This window comes from Novosphingobium endophyticum, assembly GCF_014640675.1.
GTDB classification, from domain to species: domain Bacteria; phylum Pseudomonadota; class Alphaproteobacteria; order Sphingomonadales; family Sphingomonadaceae; genus Novosphingobium; species Novosphingobium endophyticum.
This window is the reverse complement of the sequence record NZ_BMHK01000008.1, coordinates 82761-103890: the sequence shown is the minus strand read 5'-3', so window position 1 is coordinate 103890 and position 21130 is coordinate 82761. Positions and strand designations below refer to the sequence as shown.

The window sequence follows — 21130 nt, the reverse complement described above, 5'->3', positions numbered from 1 at the left end:
GAAATGTAACTGGTCACAAGGCTCCACAGGTTACACAAAGTTACGTCCCGCCAGAACATAGGCACTATGTGTAACTGGTCGCGCGGTGAGAAACCACAACGCTTTGATAATCAAATGTTTTCTGGCAGAAGCAGCTCCAACGCCACGATCGCGGCCTGGTGCCGGATTTCCGCCCGGGTGCTGCCGTCGATCACCTTCTGCTCGGCATTGACATCTTCCTCGCCCCGGATGGCGCGGGCAAAGACGACCGTGCCGACGGGTTTCATCTCGCTGCCGCCCTCCGGGCCGGCAATGCCGCTGATGGCGACGGCGATATCGGCCCTGCTTTCGCGAATGGCACCTTGGGCCATGGCCCAGGCCGTCGCGGGCGAGACGGCTCCGAAGGTCTCGATGAGTTCGTCCTGGACGCCCAGCATTTCGTGCTTGGATTCGTTCGAGTAAGTTACGAATCCGCGATCGAGCACCGCCGAGGAGCCCGGAACTTCGGTGAGGGCCGCGCAAACGAGACCGCCGGTACAACTTTCGGCGATCGCCACCTTGCGGCCTAGTGCCCTGTTTTCGGAGATGACCCGCTCGGCCAGTTCGTAGAGGTCCTGCGGGAAGAGAAGGTTCCTGGCCATGTCAGTCCTCGCAGATGGCAAAGCCGCCTAGGCTCGCCTGCTTGTCGGAAGTCCGGGCGCGTTTGCCCGTTTCGGATCCGATCTCGATGAACAGCGCGATCAGGCCGGCGGTGTTTTCGGGTGGAAGCGGTGAAAGAAGGTCGATCGCGAGGTCGATTTCCTCGCAGGTCTCTGGGCGGATGCTCTGGGAAACCATGCCTTCGACGGTGAGATCGATCAGCGGCTGCATCGATTCGTCGGGAAGATTGCGGGCGAACTGGCCCAATTGCGGGTCGCTGGCGTTGCCGAGCTTGAGAAACGCCGCCTTGGCTTCCGGCCAGTAACGGGCCTTCTGCGCGCCGTAACGCGCGGCCAGTCCGCTGCCGTGCCGCCGCAGATAGGAGTTGTCCGGCAGAACCGCCTCGCACCGCTTGCGCGTCCCGTCGATGACCTGGGGCAGGGCGTAGACGAGGAGCGAGCGCGCCTCTGTCTTGCTGAGACACGCCGGCTGCGCGGCCGACGCGACCTGCGGAACAACCGCCAGCAGTGAGGCGGTCAGGGCGGCGGCGGCACGCAATGTTCGTTTCATGGTTGACCCTTCATGTCCGGATCAGGACAACCGCCGCCTGGGCGGCAATCCCCTCGCTGCGGCCGGTGAAGCCCAGCTTCTCGGTCGTCGTTGCCTTGACGCTGATCGTGGTGGGATCGACGCCGAGGATTTCCGCCAATCGCGCCCGCATCGCCTCGCGATGGGGGCCGATCTTCGGTGATTCACATATGATGGTGATATCCGCATTGCCAAGGGCATAGCCCGCCTGCGCCACCAGCGTACCGGCGTGGGACAGAAAGCGGTCCGAAGAGGCCCCACGCCATTGAGGGTCGCTCGGCGGAAAGTGCTGTCCGATGTCTCCCGCGCCGATCGCGCCGAGCATCGCATCGACGAGAGCGTGGATTGCGACGTCGGCATCGCTGTGCCCCGAGAGACCGTGCGTGTGCTCGATCCTGATCCCGCAAAGCCAAAGTTCCCCGCCTTCTGTCAGGCGGTGGACATCATAGCCTGTCCCCACCCGGACGGCCGGGGCCGGCGCGTTGAAGTCGGACGCGAACGTCAGCTTGTGCAACGCTTCATCTCCTTCGACGAGCGCGATCTCCATGCCCCATGCCTGCGCCACCTTCGCGTCGTCTCCCGCAAGGGCAGGGCCCTCCCACGCGCGATGGGCCGCGAGGATCTCGGCATAGTGGAAGGCCTGCGGCGTCTGGACACGGCGCAACTGCGCGCGGTCGGCCGGTGCGCCCATGATCGGACCGACGGTATTGTCGGAGACATGATTGTCGGACACATGGGTCAGGCTGTCCACTACGGACAGGACCGGGATTACGCCTTTCGAATGTTTCAGGGCATCGCGGATTCGCGCGATGACAGCGCCGGACAAAAGCGGCCTGGCGGCGTCGTGGATCAACACCAGATCGGGAGCATCGGCGGCAAGGGCCTCCAACCCCAGGCGTACCGATTCCTGGCGTGTCTCGCCGCCACCGATCAGCCGGACACCGGGAACGCCATCGAGGGCAGTCTGCGCCAGTTCCTCGCAATCCCGCGGGATCACGACCAGGATGGGGCCAATGCCGGCCGCCGCAAGCGCCTCGGCCGAATGGCGCACGACAGGCTTGCCCCGCCATGCTGCGAACTGCTTGGGCACGCCCTGGCCGGCGCGCAGTCCTTTGCCCGCCGCGACCACGACGGCAGCGATTCTGCGGGCGTCCGTACCGTGATCGGAGTCGGGGGGCGTCTCCTGCGACATTGAGCTTGCCGGTAATCGCTTGCCGTGAAGAGGGCAATCCACTATGCGCTGCCTGTTTTTTAGGCAGTGTTATAGACTTGATGACCCAGTTGCCCGCTCCTCCGGCGCTAAAGCCCATCCACGTCGGTCCGGTGACGATCGATTGTCCGGTCGTGCTCGCGCCGATGACGGGCGTGTCCGACCTGCCGTTCCGCAGGATGGTGCGCGGTTTTGGTTCGGGGCTCAACGTGACGGAGATGATCGCCAGTCCGGCGGCGATCCGCGAGACGCGCGTGTCGATCCAGAAGGCGATGTGGGATCAGATCGAGGATCCGGTCTCTATGCAACTCGTCGGCTGCGAGCCTGACCAGATGGCAGAGGCCGCCAAGCTGGTCGAGGACCGGGGCGCAGCGATCATCGACATCAACATGGGGTGCCCCGTGCGCAAGGTCGTCAACGGCGATGCGGGCTCGGCGCTGATGCGCGACGTTCCGCTGGCAACAAGGCTGATCGAGGCGACCGTCAAGGCGGTCAAGGTGCCGGTCACTGTCAAGATGCGCATGGGCTGGTGCCATGACAGCCTGAACGCTCCGGAGATGGCGCGCATCGCCGAGGATATCGGCGCTCGGATGATCACCGTCCACGGGCGCACCCGTAACCAGATGTACAAGGGCGAGGCTGACTGGGCCTTCGTGCGCAAGGTCAAGGACGCGGTGTCGATTCCCGTCATCGTCAATGGCGACATCTGCGGCATCGAGGATGCGGCGAGGGCGCTGGAACAGTCCGGCGCTGATGGTCTGATGATCGGGCGCGGCGCATACGGCAAACCCTGGATTCTCGCCCAGGTCATGCAGTGGTGGCGCGGTGGCGGCCGCATGCCCGAGCCATCCGTCAGCCAGCAGTACGAGATCATCGTCGAGCATTACGAGGCGATGATGTCGCACTACGGCCGGGATACCGGCGTGAAGATGGCCCGCAAGCACCTGGGCTGGTACGTGAAGGGGCTGCCGGGTTCGGCCGAGTTCCGCAACCGGGCCAATTTCATCGACGATCCCGATGAGGTCCTGCGGGCGCTGGCTCAGTTCTACGGCCCCTACCGGGAGCGCCAGGCGGCATGAGCCTGCTCAGCCGGACGGCTCTGCCTGAAGCCAGCCGGTTGCTAGCCAGCCTGCCCCACGCGGTTGTCCTGCTGGAGCCCGGCCTGCGTATCGCCTCGGTCAATCCGGCGGCGGAGCAGTTCTTCGGCCAGTCCCTGCGCCGCCTTGTCGGCAGCCGTCTGGGCGAGGTGATGTCCGTGCCGGACCCGCGCCTTCTTGAACGATTGAATGACTACGAGACGCCGGTTTCGGCGCGTGAGGTCATAGTAGCGCTGAAAGGCAAGGGGGCCAGGCGTATCGACATCAACGTGGCACCGGTGGCCGATACCCTGGGATGGCAGGTGCTCACCATTCACGACAACAGCGCAGCCGACGCGCTTGGCGACGATTCCGGCGTGGCCGACAATGCCTTCCTGCGCGGGCCCGAGATCATGGCGCATGAGATCAAGAATCCGCTGGCGGGGATCCGCGGCGCCGCGCAGCTTCTGGCGCGCAAGGTCGAGGAAAAGGACCGCGCCCTGACCAACCTGATCACATCGGAAGTGGATCGCATCGCCAACCTCATCGAGCAGATGCAGAAGCTCAGCCGACGGACGGCCCCTCCGGTAGAGCCCTGCAACCTGCACGAGGCCGCGCGCCGCGCCATCGACGTGATCGAGGCGGCAGCGGGCGAACGTCCGCAGCCGGTCAGGATAGTCGAGGAGTTCGATCCCTCGCTTCCTCCGGTCCTCGGCAGTCCCGACGGACTGGTTCAGGTGATCATCAACCTCGTGTCCAACGCGATGGAAGCGAGCAGTGACGCGGAATCGCCGAAAGTGACGATCCGCACGCGTTTCGCCAGCGGTCTTCAGCTTCATACCACCGACTCGGGCAGGCCCGTACGCCTCCCGGTCGAACTGCGCGTTACCGACAATGGCCCCGGCGTGGACGCCGGCATGCGCGAACACATCTTCGAGCCATTCGTGACGACCAAGAAGGCGGGCCAGGGGCTCGGCCTGCCGCTGGTCCGCAAGCTGGTGCGCGACATGAACGGCCGGATCACCCATGAACGGGACGAGGAGCTCAAGCTCACGCATTTCCGTGTCCATCTGCCGCTGGCCCGCGAAACGCGGAAGAAGCTCTTGAAATGGAGACCGGGCGCATGAGCGTTCTGCTCGTCGAGGACGATATGTCCATCGCCATCGTCATTACGGCAGCCCTCGAATCGGAGGGCTTCGAAGTGACGCACTGCCAGACGATCGAAGAACGCGACCGGCTGCTTTCCGAACAGTCGTTCCAGGCGATGGTCACGGATGTCATGCTGCCCGATGGCGACGGCATCGAGACGATCGGCCGGGTCCATTCGCTGCGGCCTGACATGCCGGTATTGATCCTGTCCGCGCAGAACACGCTGGATACGGCAGTCCGCGCGACGGACACGGGCGCCTTCGAGTATTTCCCCAAGCCTTTCGACATTGACGAACTCGCACGCACCGTGAGGCAGGCTGCCGGGGGCGGGCAGGGGCACGTGCCGAACGGTGAAGAGCCGATGGGCGACGGCTTGCCGCTCGTTGGCCGCAGCCCGGCGATGCAGTCGGTGTTTCGCATGATTACGCGGGTCATGCGCAATGATCTGACCGTCCTGATCCTCGGCGAGTCGGGCACGGGCAAGGAACTCGTGGCCGAGGCGATCCATCAGCTGGGCAACCGCCGGACAGGCCCGTTCATCGCCGTCAACACGGCGGCGATTCCTGCGGAGCTTATCGAAAGCGAGCTGTTCGGTCACGAGAAGGGCGCTTTCACCGGGGCGGTGGCGCGGCACGTGGGCAAATTCGAACAGGCGGCCGGCGGCACACTGTTCCTCGACGAGATCGGCGACATGCCTCAGCAGGCGCAGACCCGCCTGCTGCGGGCGCTGCAATCGGGCCGGATCCGGCGGGTGGGGGGGCGTGACGAAATCCTGCTCGACGTCCGCATCATCGCGGCGACGAACAAGGATCTCGAACCGGAGATCGCCGCAGGCCGGTTTCGCGAGGATCTCTATTACCGACTCAACGTCGTACCGATCCATATGCCGCCGCTGCGCGACCGGCCTGAGGATATCGATGCGCTGGCACGTCATTTTCTTCAGCACGCCGTAAACGAGGGCCTCCCACGGCGACAGCTTACCCAGGAGGCCACCGATCTGCTGCGGCGTCAGCCGTGGCGCGGGAACGTGCGCGAGCTCAAGAACTTCATCTACCGCCTTGCCCTGCTGGCCCGCGAGGACGCCATCGATGCGGAGAGCGTGCTGCCGCTGCTGGCTTCGGATCGGCAGGGACTGGAGGGCGGCGGCCGGGCAGGGGGAGACATCGCCGGAGCCATATCGCAATGGCTTTCGGACGAGAGGCCGGCGAGCGGAACCATCTACGCCACCGCCATGGCGGCCTTCGAGCGCCCGCTGTTCGCCGCGGTGCTCGCGCAAACCGGCGGAAACCAGTTGCGTGCCGCCCAGGCTCTCGGGATCAATCGCAATACGCTGCGCAAACGGCTCAGCGAACTGTCGCTGGACCCCGAGGAATTTGCCCGCCGTTCATGATTGTTCGCCCATGAGGCGCATTTGACGGAAAGGTCTTGCAACAGCGCAACAGCGGTGTTGTAACAACGCAACGATGTACGAACGGGCAGCACGGAAACGCACATGGCCACGCTGGTGGCGTCGTATGCAGGTTGCTGCGCGGCGGGCGAATTTCTTTGCCGTCGTGGAAGTCCTGTCGGTCGTGGCATTCCTGCTCATGACGGCGGCGACATGGGTGGCGCTCAACCACGGCGCCGACAAGGGCCAACTGCTGCCGTCCAATCTCACGGCGACATTGCTGATTGGCACGCTCGTGCCCGCAATGGCGATTCTCGTGCTGCTCGGCAGGCGGATGGCCTTGCGGCGGGGCGCCGAGAACATCGGCGGAACAGGGCGCATGCACGTGCGCCTGGTTTTCATCTTCTCACTGATCTCGGCCGTCCCGACGCTGCTGGTCGTGGTCTTTGCCTCCTGGCTGTTCCAGTCGGGCGTCGAGTTCTGGTTTTCTGACAGCTCGCGCGGACTGCTGGAAAACGCGAACAAGCTCGCGCGGGGGTATTACGAGCAGACGCAGCGCGATGTTGGCTACGAATCGGTCGCCATGGCCGAGGATACCCGCACCATGCTCAGCGAGTACCCGATCGCCAGTCCGGAGTTCCAGGCGTTCTACGCGGATCAGGTCTATCGCCGGAACCTCAGCCTTTCCGCCATCATCCAGATCGGCGGCGACGGCAGACAACGAACGCCGATCATTGTCGATCCGGAAGGAAGCACCGAAGACAAGCGGATCGGAGAGGAAGTCCTGAAGCGCCTCGATCAGGGCGAGCCGATGGTCGTTACCTCGAACCCCAACAAGATCGTGGCGGTCGTGCCGATCGAACGTGACGCTGGCGTCTATCTCTATGCGGCCCGCAGCAACGATCTGGTTTCGCTGAGCCAGGGGCAGCATGCGGAAAACATCGTCCAGGCCTATGAAGTGCTGACGAACCGCGCTCGTGTTCTGCAACTGCGCTTCAATGTCGCCTTGTTTGTGGCATCGCTGGCGCTGGTGGGGCTCGCGGTCTGGTTCGCTCTGCGCTTCGCGGACCGTCAGGTGAAACCGCTATACGAACTGGTCGACGCCGCGCGGCGGGTGGGCAGCGGCAATTTCGCTCTGCGGGTCGAGGGCCGTACCGGCGCGGACGAGATCGGCCTGCTGAACCGCGCCTTCAACCGCATGACCGCGCAGATCGAAAAGCAGACGCAGGCGTTGCTGGGTGCCAACCGGCAGCTCCACGAACGCAGCGTGTTCATCGAAGCGGTCCTTGAATCGGTCACTTCGGGCATCATCTCGCTCGACGAATCGGGGCGGATCCTGCTGATGAACAGCACCGCGCTGAAACTGCTGACCGATCGGGAAGAGGGTGTCCCCGAGGACATGACGCTCGCCCGGCTCGCGCCGTCGTTGTCGGATCTGGTGGAGCAGGGCGTCCCTGCGGGCATTGTCCAGTACAGCCGTAACGGCGAGCTCCTGACGCTTGCCGTAAAGACGAGCCGCGACGCCACCGGTTACGTCATCACCTTCGAGGACATCACGCGCCAGCTTCTCGACCAGCGCACGGCGGCATGGTCCGATGTGGCCCGGCGCATTGCGCATGAAATCAAGAATCCGCTCACCCCGATCCAGCTCGCGACCGAGCGCCTCAGCCGCCGCTATCGCAAGCAGATCGTCGACAACCCCGAGCTGTTCGAGGACCTGACCCGTACGATCATCCGCCAGGTGGGCGACCTCAGGAAGATGGTGGACGAATTCTCTTCTTTCGCGCGCTTGCCAAAGCCGCTGTTCCGCGTCGAAGACCCTGTCGCCCTGACGCGCCAGGCGCTGTTCCTTCAGGAAGTGGCGCGGCCAGACATCGATTTCGTGTTCGGAAGCGAGCCCGATATCGGCATGATCGATTGCGATCGCCATCAATTCGGTCAGGCCATGACCAATGTTCTCAAGAACGCGGTCGAGGCAGTCGAGGCGAAGGCGAAGGACAGCGGCGAAGATTATCGCGGCACGATCCGCGTCACCGTCTCCGGCGAGCCGGAATCGATCCTCGTCCAAGTGACCGACAACGGCATCGGCCTGCCCCAGGACGGCGAACGGATCATCGAACCTTACGTGACAACGCGCGAGAAGGGCACAGGACTGGGCCTCGCTATCGTGAACAAGATCGTCGAGGAACATGGCGGCGAGATGCTGTTCATGCCGGCCGAAGGCGGCGGCACGACGGTTTCGATGCGTTTCTCGACCGATCCGCTGGCGCAACGGCGAAAACCGGAGGCTGCTGAATGATGTCGCATGACCTTCCCCTCGAATTCACGAACACGAAGAAGAACTGACCATGGCCCTCGAAATCCTGATCGTCGATGACGAGCGCGACATTCGCGAACTGGTTGCAGGCGTCCTGAGCGACGAAGGGTATGAATGCCGCACCGCCGCCGGGAGCGAGGATGCGCTTGCCGCGATCGACACGCGGCGCCCATCGCTGGTTCTGCTCGACGTATGGCTTCACGGCAGCCCGATGGACGGCCTGGAAGTGCTCGACGCGATCAAGTCGCGTGAGCCGGAACTGCCAGTCATCATCTTTTCGGGCCACGGGAATATCGACACGGCGGTCGCCGCGATCAGCCGGGGGGCCGTCGATTTCATCGAAAAGCCGTTTGAGGCCGAGAAACTGCTTCACCTCGTCGGGCGCGCCACCGAAACCGAGCGCCTGCGCCGGGAAAACGCGCAGCTCAGGCAGGACTACTCGATAGGCGAGGAGTTCACCGGGTCGAGCGGCGCGATCAATCAGGTCCGCGCGACGCTCAAGCGCATCGCCAACACAGGTAGTCGTCTGCTCATTTCCGGCCCCGCCGGATCGGGCAAGGAAGTCGCGGCCCGCCTGCTCCACGCGTGGAGTCCGCGCGCGGGAAGCGCCTTCGTCAGCGTCAATTCCGCGCGGATCACGCCGGAGCGCTTCGAGCAGGAACTGTTCGGAGAAGAGGCCGATGGCGCGCTCGTGAGGCCGGGCCTGCTGGAGATGGCCGATGGCGGCACGCTCTATTTCGATGAAGTGTCCGACATGCCGCTCTCGACCCAGGCGCGAATCCTGCGCGTCCTGACCGATCAGGCATTCGTGCGCGTGGGGGGGACCCGGCAGATTCGGGTCGACGTGCGCGTGGTCTCGTCGACGTCACGCGATCTCGAAACGGAGATTGCCGAACGACGTTTCCGCGAGGACCTGTTCTATCGCCTGAACGTCGTTCCGATCTCGATCCCGGCCTTGCGCGAACGTCGCGACGACATTCCCGCGCTCGTCGATCACTTCTTCGCCCGCTATGCCAGCGAGCAGGGCGTACAGCCGCCGCGAATCAGCGGCGAGGCCATGACCGCGCTACAGGCCTACGAATGGCCCGGAAACGTGCGCCAGTTGCGCAATGTCGTTGAACGCACCGTTATCATGGCGCCCCGCGACAAGCTGGAGACGATCGAGGCCGACATGCTGCCGCCGGAAATCCTGAACAATCGCCCCAATGGCGACAACGGCATCACCGTCATGATGAGCGCCCCACTGCGTGAAGCGCGCGAAAGCTTCGAGAGAGAGTATCTCCGCGTCCAGATCCGGCGGTTTTCCGGCAACATTTCCAAGACTGCGTCGTTCATCGGCATGGAACGCTCGGCGCTCCACCGCAAGCTCAAGCTGCTTGGCATGTCGGACCGGCGCGAAGGCGAGAACGAAAGCGAGGAACAGGGGTAATCATCCGGACATATTCTTTTCGCATTTACTGCACTGCAGCAAATGGGTAGATTTCGATTCGACAACGGCATCCGAAGCTGCGGATGCCAGATCGCGGTTGGCTTTGCCGGCCGCCAAAAATAGGAGAAACGCATGGCTGGTCGAACGCTTTCGGTGCGATCGAAACCCACACCGCCCCCCGCGCCCGAGGCGGAAAAGCCAGCGGTCAGCGCCGGCACTTCGGCGGGGAAAGGGCAGAATTTGCAGGATCAGTTCCTCAATCTGCTCCGCAAGAACAAGACGCCGGTTACCATGTTTCTCGTCAAGGGCGTGAAGTTGCAGGGCATCGTCACGTGGTTTGACAATTTCTCCATTTTGTTGCGCCGCGACGGTCAGTCGCAGCTCGTCTACAAGCACGCGATCTCCACGATCATGCCTTCGACGCCGGTGGACGCCGCGCAGTTTGCGCCCGGTGTCGAATCGACGAAGAAGACCCGGCTGCTGCAGGATGTGTTCCTCTCAAGCATTCGCAGTGCCGGTGTGCAGGTGACCATGTTCCTCATCAACGGCGTGATGCTGCAGGGCAGGGTGGCTGCGTACGACCTGTTCTGCATGCTGCTTGAACGCGAAGGTTACGTGCAACTGGCCTACAAGCATGCCGTCTCGACGATTCAGCCCGTGACACCGGTCGATCTTCAGGCCCATGAAGAAGCCGAGGATTGAGAAGCGAAGCTGAACTGAATTGAACGACGAACTCAAGGGAGAGGTTACGCGCGGCGCGCGTGCCCTCGTCGTCTATCCGCAGATGCGCGGGAAGGGGGATATCGACCCCGACGCCCGTCTCGAGGAGGCGAGGGGGCTGGCGCTCGCGATCGGCCTCGTGGTGGCTGACGCCGTGGCAATTCCGATCCGCGAACCGCGGGCCGGAACGCTTTTCGGCGAAGGGCAGATTCAGAATATCGCCACCGCCTGCGAGCTGGGCGAGGCCGAACTGGTGGTCGTCGACGGCGCGCTTTCCGCGATCCAGCAGCGCAATCTCGAAGAAAAGCTGGGGCGCAAGGTCATCGACCGCACCGGCCTGATTCTGGAGATTTTCGGCGAGCGCGCGGCGACGGCCGAAGGCCGCTTGCAGGTGGAACTCGCCCATCTCGACTATCAGGCCGGCCGCCTGGTGCGAAGCTGGACCCACCTAGAGCGCCAGCGAGGCGGCTTCGGATTCCTGGGCGGTCCGGGTGAAACGCAGATCGAGGCCGACAGGCGCATGATCCGCGACCGCATGGCGAGGATCCGGCGCGAACTTGAACAGGTCCGGCGCACGCGCGGCCTGCATCGCGACCGGCGCGAGAAGGCGCCCTGGCCGGTCATCGCGCTGGTCGGCTATACCAATGCCGGAAAATCGACGCTGTTCAACCGGTTGACTGGCGCCGATGTGATGGCGCAGGACCTGCTCTTCGCGACACTCGATCCAACCATGCGCGCGGTTCGATTGCCTGGCCTCGAAAAGGCTATCCTGTCCGACACGGTGGGCTTCATCTCCGACCTGCCGACCCAACTCGTAGCGGCTTTCCGGGCCACGCTCGAGGAAGTGACCGCGGCCGACCTCATCCTCCACGTGCGGGACATAGCCAATCCCGACACCGATGCGCAGAAGCGCCAGGTGCTCGATGTCCTCGATGACCTTGGCGTGCTGGGCGAGGAAGGGGTCGACGATGGAGAGGGCGCAAGCGATCCGGGTATTCCCGTCATCGAAGTGTGGAACAAATGGGATCTGCTCGGCCCGGCGCGGTCCAAGGAACTGCGCGAAGTGATCGCGCATCGCGAAAGCGAAACCATCGTGCCGCTTTCGGCGATGACCGGAGACGGCTGCGAGCACTTGCTGGAAGTCATGGGTGGTGCGCTCACGCACGGCGCGAAGCTCTACAGCTTCGTCCTTCCGGCCGCCGATGGCCAGCGCATCGCGTTTCTCCATGCCCGAGGCGAAGTCGTCACCGAGGAGCCCGCGGGCGAGGGGCCGGAAGGGCCGCAACTGCGCATGCAGGTCCGGCTCTCGGAACGGGAACTAGGGCGTTTCGGCGCGCTCTGACGCCTTGACCGCCTGCCAGTACCGCTCCTGCTCATCGAGCGTCAGGCCGTCAAAGGCGTGGCCATCGCGGGCAGCGAGATCTTCCATGGCCCGAAAGCGCCGTTCGAACTTGGCGTTGGCGGCACGGAGTGCATCTTCCGGCGCAATGCCGTTGAGGCGGACGAGATTGACGGCCGCGAACAACAGATCACCGGCTTCCTCCGCCTTGTCTTCAACCGCCGCCTGTTCGAGTTCGTCCATCTCCTCGCGCACCTTTTCGGCGGCGCCGCCGGGATCGGGCCAATCGAAACCGACTCGCGCCGCCCGCTTTTGAAGTTTCTCGGCGCGCAAGAGGGCCGGAAGCGAAAGCGCGACTCCATCGACCGCGCTGCTGGCGCCCTTGGCCGCGCGTTCGAGTGCTTTCAGTTTTTCCCAGCGCTCGGTCTGCGCGTCTTCCGTGGCGTCCTCCCCGAAGATGTGGGGGTGCCGTGCTTCGAGCTTGTCCGAAATCGAAGCGGCAACATCGGCGAAAGCGAAATGCCCATCCTCCTCGGCCATGCGTGCGTGGAAAACGACCTGAAGCAGCAGATCGCCAAGCTCGTCGCGCAGCGCGGCAAGATCCTCGCGTTCGATGGCGTCGGCGACCTCGTAGGCTTCCTCGATGGTGTATGGCGCAATCGTCGCGAAGTTCTGCGCCCGGTCCCATTCGCACCCGGTTTGGGGATCGCGCAGGCGCGCCATGATGGAAAGGAGACGGTCGAGCTGATGGTGCCTTGTTTCGCGCATGCCGGGTTTCAGTCCTTCGACTGTTGCTCTTTTGCCGCGATGTCTCCGTCGGTGAAGAGGTACTCGCGAAGTTCGCGGTCGAAATCGGGGCTGTTGCGCCGCAGCCATTCGAGCACCATGGCCGCGTGCTCGATCTCTTCGCGCATGTTGTGCAGAAGGATGGCCTTGAGGGCGTCATCGTCGCAATCGTCGGCACGCTGGCGGTACCAGTCGGCCGCTTCGAGTTCTTCCATCAGCGACGTAATGGCCTGATGCATCGCAAGCGTCGTTTTGCTGAGGCGTTCGCGAGGGGCGTGTAGTCCTTCACTCGACATCTGCTTTCCTTTCAATTTCTCAGGTTCGTCAGCCGGGGAGTGTTGGTAGCGGAAGAATGATAATATATATTATGTTAAATCAAGGGCGATCCGAGAGAGGGCCTGACGATCATTGTTCCAAACTGAGCCCGGTCAACTGGACCACGAGCACCAGCCCGATGATGATTGCACCCCAGATCAGCGCCAGGCGCAACATCCGGCTCATGCCGAGATTGCGAAACTGCGCGCTGCTTGTCGCGAGTATCAGCGCGCCGAGCACCGCAATGATGGATACGATCGTAGCCGCCGTGTTCATGCCTCGATCACCATGCCGTCGTAAGCCACCTGGACGTTCTCGGGAACTTCGCGGGTCAGTGTCGCATAATCCATGCTCTTGTCGAGGTGCGTCAGCACCGCCGATTTCGCGCGGCAGGCTTCTGCAAGTTCAAGCGACATGGCGAGATGCGCGTGCGTAGGATGCGGTTCGCGGCGCAGGCAATCCACGATCAGGACGTCCGAACCGTGGAACAGATCGATCATGTCCTTCGTGATTTCGCTCAAGTCTGTCGCATAACTAACTGATTTACCGTCACACTCGAATCGATATCCGGTGGACTGCGCCGGTCCGTGCGGCATCTGCACATGCCCGATCCTGAAGCCCTCGCAGAGACGAAGCGTGTCGAGGTTGTCGAGGCTGACGATCGTGGGATAGCCGTGCTGCCCGGCGAACACATAGCCGAAACGCTGGCGCAGCCGCCGGACTGTCTCGGCTGCGGCAAAGCCCGGTATAGGACCGGCCCGTCCGTAGCGAAGCGGCCGCAAGTCGTCGATGCCGTGACAATGGTCGGCATGGTCATGTGTCCAGAATACCGCGTCGATCCGGTTTGTATCGTTCGCCAGCAACTGGGACCGCAGGTCGGTCGGCGTATCGACCAGAATGCGGCTTCCGGCATCGCTTTCGAGCAGGATAGCGACCCGCGTCCGTCTGTTTTTCGGCTCGCCGGGATCGCACAGTCCCCAGTCGATACCGTGCTCGCCGCCAAGGCGCGGCACGCCGGTCGACGTGCCACTCCCGAGGATCGTCGCTTTCACGCCGCGGCTTTCTTGAACAATGCGAAGAAGTTGCGTGTCGTTTCTTCGGCCAGTTGTTCGAACCCCACGCCTCGCAGGTCGGCCACGAAGCGGGCAGTGTCGGCGGTGAACGCCGGCTCGCATTTCCTGCCCCGGTGCGGGACCGGCGCGAGGAATGGCGAGTCGGTTTCGACCAGCAGCCTGTCTCCCGGGACGATCCTGGCGAATGCCTGCAAGTCGGTGGCGTTCTTGAATGTGATAATTCCCGACAGCGAAATCGTAAGACCGAGGTCCAGAACCTTGCCGCCGAATTCAGCCGAAGCCGTGAAGCAGTGGATAAGAGCGGGGAAAGCCCCCTTCCCCATCTCCTCTTCGAGGATCCGGGCGGTGTCTTCCTCCGCGTCGCGCGTGTGGACTATCAGCGGCAGCCCGGTTTCACGCGCGACCGCAATGTGGGTGCGGAATAGCGCTTGCTGCACCGCGCGGTCGGACTTGTCGTAATAGTAGTCGAGCCCCGTTTCACCGATGCCGATCACCCTGGGATGATCCGCCGCCTCCAGCAGGGCGCCCTCGCCCAGATCGGCGTGCTGATCGGCTTCATGCGGATGAATGCCCACCGAAGCCCAGACGTCGGGCTCGCGTTCGGCGGTTCCGACTACGCGATTCCACTCGCGCCGGCGGGTCGAGATATTGAGAAAACCTCCGATTCCGACCTCTCTGGCGCGATCGAGCACACTTTTCTGGTCTTCGACGAGCCCTTCGTATTCAAGATGGCAATGGGAATCGATCAGCATCATCAGGCCGGCGCTTCCTCCGGGAGTTCAAGGCGCGGAAACACACCCTGCGGCTTGTCGACCTTGAAGCCGGATGCGACCAGCGCTTCGAACCAGTCCGTCACTTCCAGAGCGGTGTATCCGCGAGAATCCGCGCTTTGCCCCATCTGGTCGAGCAGCTTGTCGATAGCGCCCGGAACGACCGGCCGCACCGCGATGGCAAGATCTCGCACAGCATGGAAAAGGACCATAAGAACGGCCTCCATGCGCTCCGGATCGGTCTTGCGCAGCGCCCAGGGCGCTTGCTCGTCCACGTACTGATTGCAGGCGAAGACGGCGCGCATCCAGCTTTCAAGGCCATCGCTGAAGGCGAGATTCATGAAAGCTTCGCGCAAGCTGGCGATTCCTTCTGAAACCGCCGCGAACAGTGTCGTGTCCGCTTCCATTTCGGGAAGTCCGGACTTAAGATTGCCGTCCATATTCTTGAAAATCATGGATAAACTTCGCTGCGCCAGATTGCCGAAGCTGTTGGCGAGCTCGGCATTGCAGCGCGTGACGATGGCCTCCGGCGAATAGGAACCGTCCTGTCCGAAGGCGACCTCGCGCATGAGAAAATAGCGCAGGGCATCGACCCCGAACCTCTCGGCAAGGCCGATCGGGTCCGTGACGTTACCGAGCGATTTTGACTCCTTCTGACCCCTGTTGAGCAGGAAACCGTGGCCGAAGACCTGTTTGGGCAACGGCAGCCCGGCGCTCATCAGGAAGGCGGGCCAGTACACCGTGTGGAAGCGCACGATGTCCTTCCCGATCAGGTGCAGGTCGGCCGGCCAGTATTTCGCATAGTCGCCGCTTTCGTCGGGAAAACCGAGGCCGGTGAGGTAATTGGTCAGGGCGTCGACCCAGACGTACATCACATGGTTCTCGCTGCCGGGTACCTTAACGCCCCAATCGAAGCTGGTGCGCGACACCGAAAGATCGCGCAGACCGCCTTCGACGAAGCGGGAAATTTCGTTCCTGCGGCTTTCAGGACGGATGAAATCACCGGAACCGTAGAGTTCGAGCAGCTTGTCCTGATACTTCGACAGGCGGAAGAACCAGGATTCCTCGACTGTCCACTCCACCGGCGTGCCCTGCGGAGAGAGTTTTTCCCCGCCCTCGCCCGCGATCAGTTCGCTTTCGTCGTAGTAGGCTTCGTCGCGAACCGAGTACCAGCCCTCGTAGCGGTCCAGGTAGAGATCGCCATTGGCTTCCATGCGCCGCCACAATTCCTGTGAGGCCGCGTGATGGCGCGGTTCGGTGGTGCGCAGGAAAACATCGTAACCGACATTGAGAGTATCGCACATGTCAATGAAATACTGCGACATTTCAGACGCGAGGTCAGCCGGCGTCATGCCCAGGTCGCGCGCCTTTTGGGCCATCTTCAGGCCATGCTCGTCGGTTCCAGTCTGGAAGCGGACATCGTACCCTTCCGCTTTGCGGTGGCGGGCGATGATATCGGCGGCGATCGCTTCGTAGGCATGGCCGATATGCGGCCTGCCGTTGGGATAGCTGATGGCGGTGGTGATGTAATAAGGCTCGGCCATGCGGGCTTCGCGGCTTTCTCTTCAGGTGTTGTCAGCGTGCCGCTTCTCTAGGCATCGCGGCCGAGGCCAGCAACCCGCCAATTTCCATTATCAGAAGCCCGGCGTCGAAATTGTAGGTCGGTGCCTGCGTGGACAACTTCGTCAGCGCGCCGTGAGCCTCGATAATCCGCAGCTGACGCGCACGCGGCGCGTCGGGCAATTCGTGGGCGAGCACCGTACGGGCCAGTTCCAGTGCGGCGAGCTGTCGTTCGCGGCCCGGACGGACGCCCATCTCCTCGGCCAGGGCGCCACGAAGGTGAAAGTCCGCGTCACCCTCGCGCAGGATCCGCAGCATCAGTTGGTGGATCGTCCCGAGTTCCTGTTCGACAAAACTGAGGGCGACGCCGGGTGAGCCGTTCGAGGCGGCGATGGCGGCCTGCCGTGCCCCGGTATCGGCCTGCGGAAGATCACGCCGGATCACGGCGTCGATTTCATCCGGATTCAGCGGCGCAAAACGCAGGATGCGGCAGCGGGAACGAATAGTCGGCAGAAGCCGACCGGGCTGGTGCGCCACGAGTAGGAAATACGTGCCCGAGGGAGGCTCCTCGAGGCTCTTGAGCAGGGCGTTGACAGCGCTCTTCTCAAGATCGTCGGCCGGATCGATGATGATGGCGCGGCGAGCGCCGAGCGTGGGACGCGTCGTCAGCCGCTGTTGCATCTGGCGGATTTGTTCGATCGTGATGTTGCGTTTGGTCTGGAACGGCTTGCCTTCCGCCTTCTTCTTCGCCTCGTCGTCATTGGCCGGAAGATGCTCGAGCACGTGGATGTCCGGATGAGCATCCGCGTCAGGCAGCCTGGCGCCCGGCTCGCGCACCAGTTCGCCTGCCGCCGCGCGGGCGAAGGCGCGCTTGCCCAGCCCCTTGGCACCGGAAAGCAGCCACGCGTGGTGCATCCGTTCCGACGCCACGGCGGCGAGCCATTCGTCCCATGCCGCCTCCTGGCCGATGAAGGGCTTGCCGGCCTTCATGGCACATCCGGCAGCAGCCGGCCAATCGCCTCGAACACGCGGGCCTGCGTCTCTTCCAGCCTGCCATCGCCATTGATGCGGACGAACCGCCCGGGCTCCTCGTCGGCATAGCGCACGAATGCGGCCGCGACGCGGGCATGGTAGGCCGCATCGCGGCTGCCGATCCGGTCGGTGCCTTCGGGATCGCGCCGGGAAACCCGCTCGGCGGCGACTATCGGTGAGACTTCCAGCAGAATCGTGAGATCGGGCAGAAGCCCCGTGCTGCCGATACGGTGCAGTTCGCGGATATCCTCGTCGGACAGTCCGCCCCCGCCTCCCTGATAGGCCCGGCTCGAATCGAGGAAGCGGTCGCAGACGATCCACGCGCCGCGTGTCAGTGCCGGCCGGATCAGCTTCTCGACGTGGTCCGAGCGCGCGGCGGCGAAGAGCAATGCTTCCGCCCGCGGGTTCCAGCCTTCGCCTTCACCGTGGAGCAGCAGTGCGCGAATCGCCTCGGCGCCCGGCGTCCCACCCGGCTCGCGAGTAGTCACGACTTCAAGACCGCGCGCGCGCAGGGCATCGGCGAGGAGGCGCGCCTGGGTGGACTTGCCAGCCCCCTCTCCGCCTTCGAGCGCGATGAATCGTCCCGGTGTCATGAGAAGATGTTGATAATCCCGTTCAGCAGTCTGTCCAGCGGACCTGCCTCTTCCACATCGCGGCCGACGTAGAGCGGGACCTTGCCGGGTGCCAGATCCCCCACCCTGATCTCCAGTTCTCCGACCTGTTCTCCCTTGCGCAGCGGCGCGACCAGCGGGCCGCTGTAACGGACCGAAAGGGAGACCGGCTGGTTGCCTGCGACGGGGACGCTCGCATGCAATTCGCGGTCGGCAACGAGCGGGACCGTACGGACGTCACCCCCTTGCACCTTTGCCTCGATCACCGGCTGCCCTTTGTCGAACAGGTGCCGCGCGCGCCACTGCGAAAACCCCCATTCGAGCAGGCTGCGCGCGGCGGCGTCGCGGATTTTCGGAGTGGGCGATCCGGCCAGGACCATGACCAGGCGCCGTCCTTCGCGCTGTGCGCTCCCGAGGAAGTTGTAGCCGGCCTCCCGGGTATACCCAGTCTTGATGCCATCCGCGCCGGGTACGACGCCCACTGTGGGATCGTGGCTGCGCATCGAAACATCGCGCCAGAAGTAGCGCTTTCTCCCCGAGAATTCGCGGTAGAGCGCGCCGTGCCGGGTAATCATGGCATCTGCCAGCTTCACCAGATCGCTGGCGGTGACATAAGTGTGCCCTTCGTCCATCCAGCCGTTGGGCGTGCTGTAGCGGCTGCGGGTCATGCCCAGGCTTCTTGCCGCCTCGTTCATCTTCGCGGTCCAGTTCGCGACGCTGCCGGCATAGCCCTCCGCCAGCACGATTGAGGCATCGTTCGCGGATGCGGTCATGATGCCGTGAAGCAGTTCCTTGGTGGTGGGGCTGTCCTTCGGCGTGAGATACATCGATGTGCCCTTGGCGAACCATTCCCGGCTCGTTTCCGGCTTGACCGTGAACCGACGATCGAGAGGCAGGCGCCCCGCGTCGATTTCCTCGAACGCCACGAATGCGGTCATCACCTTGGTCACCGAGGCCGGCAGGAAGGGCACGTCGGGCCGGCGTTCCACGAGAACCTGTCCCGATCCCAGATCGACAAGCAGGCTTACCGGTATCGGTGCGAGTTCGGGAGGCGGTGCGGGCGTTACGGCACTGGCAGAACCTGCGCCGAGCATGCAGATCAGGATAAACTTCAGAAACGATTTCAAGACCCGGACTCTCCCGCGCGCCCTCGTGGCGCCCCGAGCGCGCGGAATCGGCCGTCAGGTCAGTCCGCGCGCTGGATTCGTGCGTCCCTATAACCCGCTGCCCGGGCCTTCTCCAGCGCCGGTGCGGCTTGTGCACCGTTCGCGAAGGGCCCGAGGCGAACGAGCCAGTATTTGTCCGGTTTGCTGACAAAGCCGCCTAGTGGCTTGGCGACCTTGGTCGCACTCGCTTCAGTGGAGAATGCCGCAACCTGGACGATGAGGGAATCCTTCGGCACGTGCTCCGCCTCAGGCGGTTTTGCGGAAGCCGTTGGCGGCGCGGGTAGTTTCTGGGGCTCCAGCATTGACGGCGAGGGAGAAGGCGTTTCCTGCGGCGCGGCAGGCGGTTTCGATGTCGGCGCCACAAGGGGGGACTGCTCGGCCAGCTTGCGGCGCAGGACTTTCAGGAGCGGTTCCGGCGTTTCCATGCGGTCGGGTGCGGGTTCGCCGCCGCGCAGCATGGCCCGCTCCTGCTCCGGCGGGTTCGTGCGGCGCAGACGGACCGCAAGCCGCGAGCCCGCCGCCATGCCGAGGTGCCGCGCGGCATCTTTCGAAAGCTCGATCAGCGTGTCGTTGACCATCGGCCCTCGCCGCTCGACCCGCACCAGAATGGTCCGCCCGGTATCGAGCGAAGTCACTTCGGCGTAGCTCGGCAGGGGCAGTGTCTTGTTGGCGGCCGTGATCCCTGCGTGATCGTCGGTTCCGACCGAAGCATGGCCGACCGCGTCGTAGTTGAGCTGGTCCGAAGGCGTCCAGGTCCTGTCGCCGATGGTAAAGGCATCGCCCACCACCACCGGGTAGTCGGCCGCCGGTCCGTTTTGTGGCTGGGCGAGTTGCAGCGCCGCCCCGGCTTGCCCTCCACCGGCACACCCGGCAAGAACGATCAGCGCCGCAAGCGGCAGGTATTGATTAACGGGCAATCTCATCTGCAAGCAACCCCACGGACAACGCGTAGTAGTTCGAGCAGTTGTACTGGAGGATGACCCGATAATTCCCGGTTAACAGGTAAGCAGGCGTGCCGGGACCATCGGGCTGGAATAGCGAAGCGAGCACGTCGCCGCCGATGGGAGCCATCGGAGCCACCCCCAGCGCCCGCCATTCGGAAACGGACTTCCACCGCGAGTGGCGTTCGTGAACGCGCTCGCACCGCGGAGCGGTCAACCGGGTGGAATAGGCGCCGACGTTGAACCCCGAAGGAACCGAGGCGCGCACGCCCCAGGGCTGTCCTTGGCGCCAGCCCGCGTCGCGAAAATAATTGGCGATGGAGGCAAGAGTATCAGACGGACTGGAAAAGATGTCGGCGTGCCCATCCCCGTCTCCGTCCACCGCAAGACGAAGATAGACGCTCGGCAGGAACTGCGGATAGCCGAAGGCGCCCGCCCAGCTTCCCTTGAGTTTGTAGCTCGGAACGCCCCGATCGACCATCTTGAGGAGCGCGATCAATTCACCCTCGAACAGGTCCCTTCGGCGCCCTTCCCAGGCGAGCGTTGCCAGCGAACGGGCAAGGTCGAAGTCTCCGACATAGCTGCCGTAGTTCGTCTCGTGCCCCCAGATCGCGAGCAGCACCGGCCCGGGAACGCCGTAGCGCGCTTCCACTTTGCGGATGACGCCGGAAAGCTCGGCATGTCGCCCGCGTCCGCGTGAGACGATGCTGGGGCCGACGTGCCTTGCGATATAGGGCGCCATCGGAGGCGGTCCCCCTTGGCTTCCGGGCTGGGCGGAGTCGAGTTCGATCACGCGCTGGTTGGGCGTGAGGCCGCTCAGGGTGCGCGTGATCGCCGTCTCGCTGATCCCTTCGCGCCGGGCCTTGGCCGCGACGGTCTGCAGATAGCCCGAAAAGCTTTCACCCTGAGGCTGCGCCAGCGCGGCCGGAAGCGGCCAGACCGCCAGTGCGGCTACCAGGAATAAACATTTGAGCGAAGGGGATTTCGATGCAGGCTTCATCGCTGCCAAGTCTCGCACAAAGTTCCGACCTTGCAAATGGCCC

The 21130-nt window shown here is 63.8% G+C and carries 21 protein-coding genes; 7 read left to right on the top strand and 14 right to left on the bottom strand.

Going from position 1 to position 21130, the window contains the following annotated elements:
- Positions 1–110: 110 nt before the first annotated feature.
- From IEX32_RS08105 to IEX32_RS08095, 3 genes are read right to left on the bottom strand one after another with little or no spacing between them, the layout of a single operon-like run.
- Entirely contained in the window at positions 111–620 is a 510-nt protein-coding gene (locus IEX32_RS08105) for a CinA family protein (protein WP_188770285.1), read from the bottom strand.
- Position 621: 1 nt separating this feature from the next.
- A complete protein-coding gene (locus IEX32_RS08100; protein ID WP_188770283.1) occupies positions 622–1188 on the bottom strand; it encodes a hypothetical protein in 567 nt (188 codons plus the stop codon).
- A 10-nt stretch (positions 1189–1198) separates the two neighbouring features.
- Positions 1199–2398 (bottom strand): bifunctional 2-C-methyl-D-erythritol 4-phosphate cytidylyltransferase/2-C-methyl-D-erythritol 2,4-cyclodiphosphate synthase, encoded by a 1200-nt coding sequence (locus tag IEX32_RS08095; protein WP_188770281.1) that lies wholly within the window; start codon positions 2396–2398, stop codon positions 1199–1201.
- 80 nt (positions 2399–2478) lie between these two features.
- On the opposite strand from IEX32_RS08095, the gene dusB reads away from it, so the two are divergent.
- The 7 genes from dusB to hflX all read left to right on the top strand — a co-directional run bounded on the left by dusB (position 2479) and on the right by hflX (position 11836).
- Entirely contained in the window at positions 2479–3495 is a 1017-nt protein-coding gene (gene dusB, locus IEX32_RS08090) for a tRNA dihydrouridine synthase DusB (protein WP_188770279.1), read from the top strand.
- Entirely contained in the window at positions 3492–4619 is a 1128-nt protein-coding gene (locus tag IEX32_RS08085) for a two-component system sensor histidine kinase NtrB (RefSeq protein ID WP_188770277.1), read from the top strand. The genes dusB and IEX32_RS08085 overlap by 4 nt, the downstream gene beginning before the upstream one ends.
- Positions 4616–6031, top strand: a complete 1416-nt coding sequence (locus IEX32_RS08080) for a sigma-54-dependent transcriptional regulator (RefSeq protein ID WP_188770275.1) — start codon at positions 4616–4618, stop codon at positions 6029–6031. Before IEX32_RS08085 ends, IEX32_RS08080 begins: the two co-directional genes overlap by 4 nt.
- A gap of 124 nt (positions 6032–6155) precedes the next feature.
- Entirely contained in the window at positions 6156–8327 is a 2172-nt protein-coding gene (locus IEX32_RS08075) for a sensor histidine kinase (protein ID WP_188770272.1), read from the top strand.
- 49 nt (positions 8328–8376) lie between these two features.
- On the top strand, positions 8377–9774 hold the full coding sequence (ntrX, locus tag IEX32_RS08070; protein ID WP_188770271.1) for a nitrogen assimilation response regulator NtrX: 1398 nt from the start codon (positions 8377–8379) through the stop codon (positions 9772–9774).
- Positions 9775–9906: 132 nt separating this feature from the next.
- Entirely contained in the window at positions 9907–10476 is a 570-nt protein-coding gene (gene hfq / locus IEX32_RS08065) for an RNA chaperone Hfq (RefSeq protein ID WP_188770268.1), read from the top strand.
- Between the two features lie 19 nt (positions 10477–10495).
- Positions 10496–11836, top strand: coding sequence for a GTPase HflX (gene hflX / locus IEX32_RS08060; protein WP_188770266.1), 1341 nt, complete (start codon positions 10496–10498; stop codon positions 11834–11836).
- Here hflX and mazG read toward each other — a convergent pair.
- From mazG to IEX32_RS08005, 11 genes are all read right to left on the bottom strand, one after another.
- Positions 11813–12601 (bottom strand): nucleoside triphosphate pyrophosphohydrolase, encoded by a 789-nt coding sequence (gene mazG, locus IEX32_RS08055; protein WP_188770265.1) that lies wholly within the window; start codon positions 12599–12601, stop codon positions 11813–11815. The two genes, hflX and mazG, sit on opposite strands and share 24 nt — an antisense overlap.
- Positions 12602–12609: 8 nt before the next feature.
- A complete protein-coding gene (locus IEX32_RS08050; RefSeq protein ID WP_188770263.1) occupies positions 12610–12915 on the bottom strand; it encodes a ferritin family protein in 306 nt (101 codons plus the stop codon).
- A gap of 109 nt (positions 12916–13024) precedes the next feature.
- Positions 13025–13210 carry a hypothetical protein gene (locus tag IEX32_RS08045; protein ID WP_188770261.1) on the bottom strand — a complete coding sequence of 62 codons (186 nt, stop codon included), beginning with the start codon at positions 13208–13210 and terminating at the stop codon, positions 13025–13027.
- Entirely contained in the window at positions 13207–13986 is a 780-nt protein-coding gene (locus IEX32_RS08040) for an MBL fold metallo-hydrolase (protein ID WP_188770259.1), read from the bottom strand. Before IEX32_RS08040 ends, IEX32_RS08045 begins: the two co-directional genes overlap by 4 nt.
- Positions 13983–14759 carry a TatD family hydrolase gene (locus tag IEX32_RS08035; RefSeq protein WP_188770379.1) on the bottom strand — a complete coding sequence of 259 codons (777 nt, stop codon included), beginning with the start codon at positions 14757–14759 and terminating at the stop codon, positions 13983–13985. Before IEX32_RS08035 ends, IEX32_RS08040 begins: the two co-directional genes overlap by 4 nt.
- A gap of 2 nt (positions 14760–14761) precedes the next feature.
- On the bottom strand, positions 14762–16321 hold the full coding sequence (gene metG, locus IEX32_RS08030) for a methionine--tRNA ligase (protein ID WP_188770257.1): 1560 nt from the start codon (positions 16319–16321) through the stop codon (positions 14762–14764).
- A gap of 31 nt (positions 16322–16352) precedes the next feature.
- The gene (locus IEX32_RS08025; protein WP_188770255.1) at positions 16353–17327 is read right to left on the bottom strand and encodes a DNA polymerase III delta subunit-related protein; all 975 of its coding nucleotides are present in this window, start codon (positions 17325–17327) and stop codon (positions 16353–16355) included.
- On the bottom strand, positions 17324–17962 hold the full coding sequence (gene tmk, locus IEX32_RS08020) for a dTMP kinase (protein WP_188770252.1): 639 nt from the start codon (positions 17960–17962) through the stop codon (positions 17324–17326). The genes IEX32_RS08025 and tmk overlap by 4 nt, the downstream gene beginning before the upstream one ends.
- Entirely contained in the window at positions 17959–19107 is a 1149-nt protein-coding gene (locus IEX32_RS08015; protein ID WP_229736244.1) for a D-alanyl-D-alanine carboxypeptidase family protein, read from the bottom strand. The genes tmk and IEX32_RS08015 overlap by 4 nt, the downstream gene beginning before the upstream one ends.
- Before the next feature lie 59 nt (positions 19108–19166).
- The gene (locus IEX32_RS08010; RefSeq protein WP_188770250.1) at positions 19167–20069 is read right to left on the bottom strand and encodes a septal ring lytic transglycosylase RlpA family protein; all 903 of its coding nucleotides are present in this window, start codon (positions 20067–20069) and stop codon (positions 19167–19169) included.
- Complete coding sequence (locus IEX32_RS08005) at positions 20053–21087, bottom strand: lytic murein transglycosylase (protein ID WP_188770248.1); 1035 nt, start codon at positions 21085–21087, stop codon at positions 20053–20055. The genes IEX32_RS08010 and IEX32_RS08005 overlap by 17 nt, the downstream gene beginning before the upstream one ends.
- Between the last annotated feature and the right edge of the window lie 43 nt (positions 21088–21130).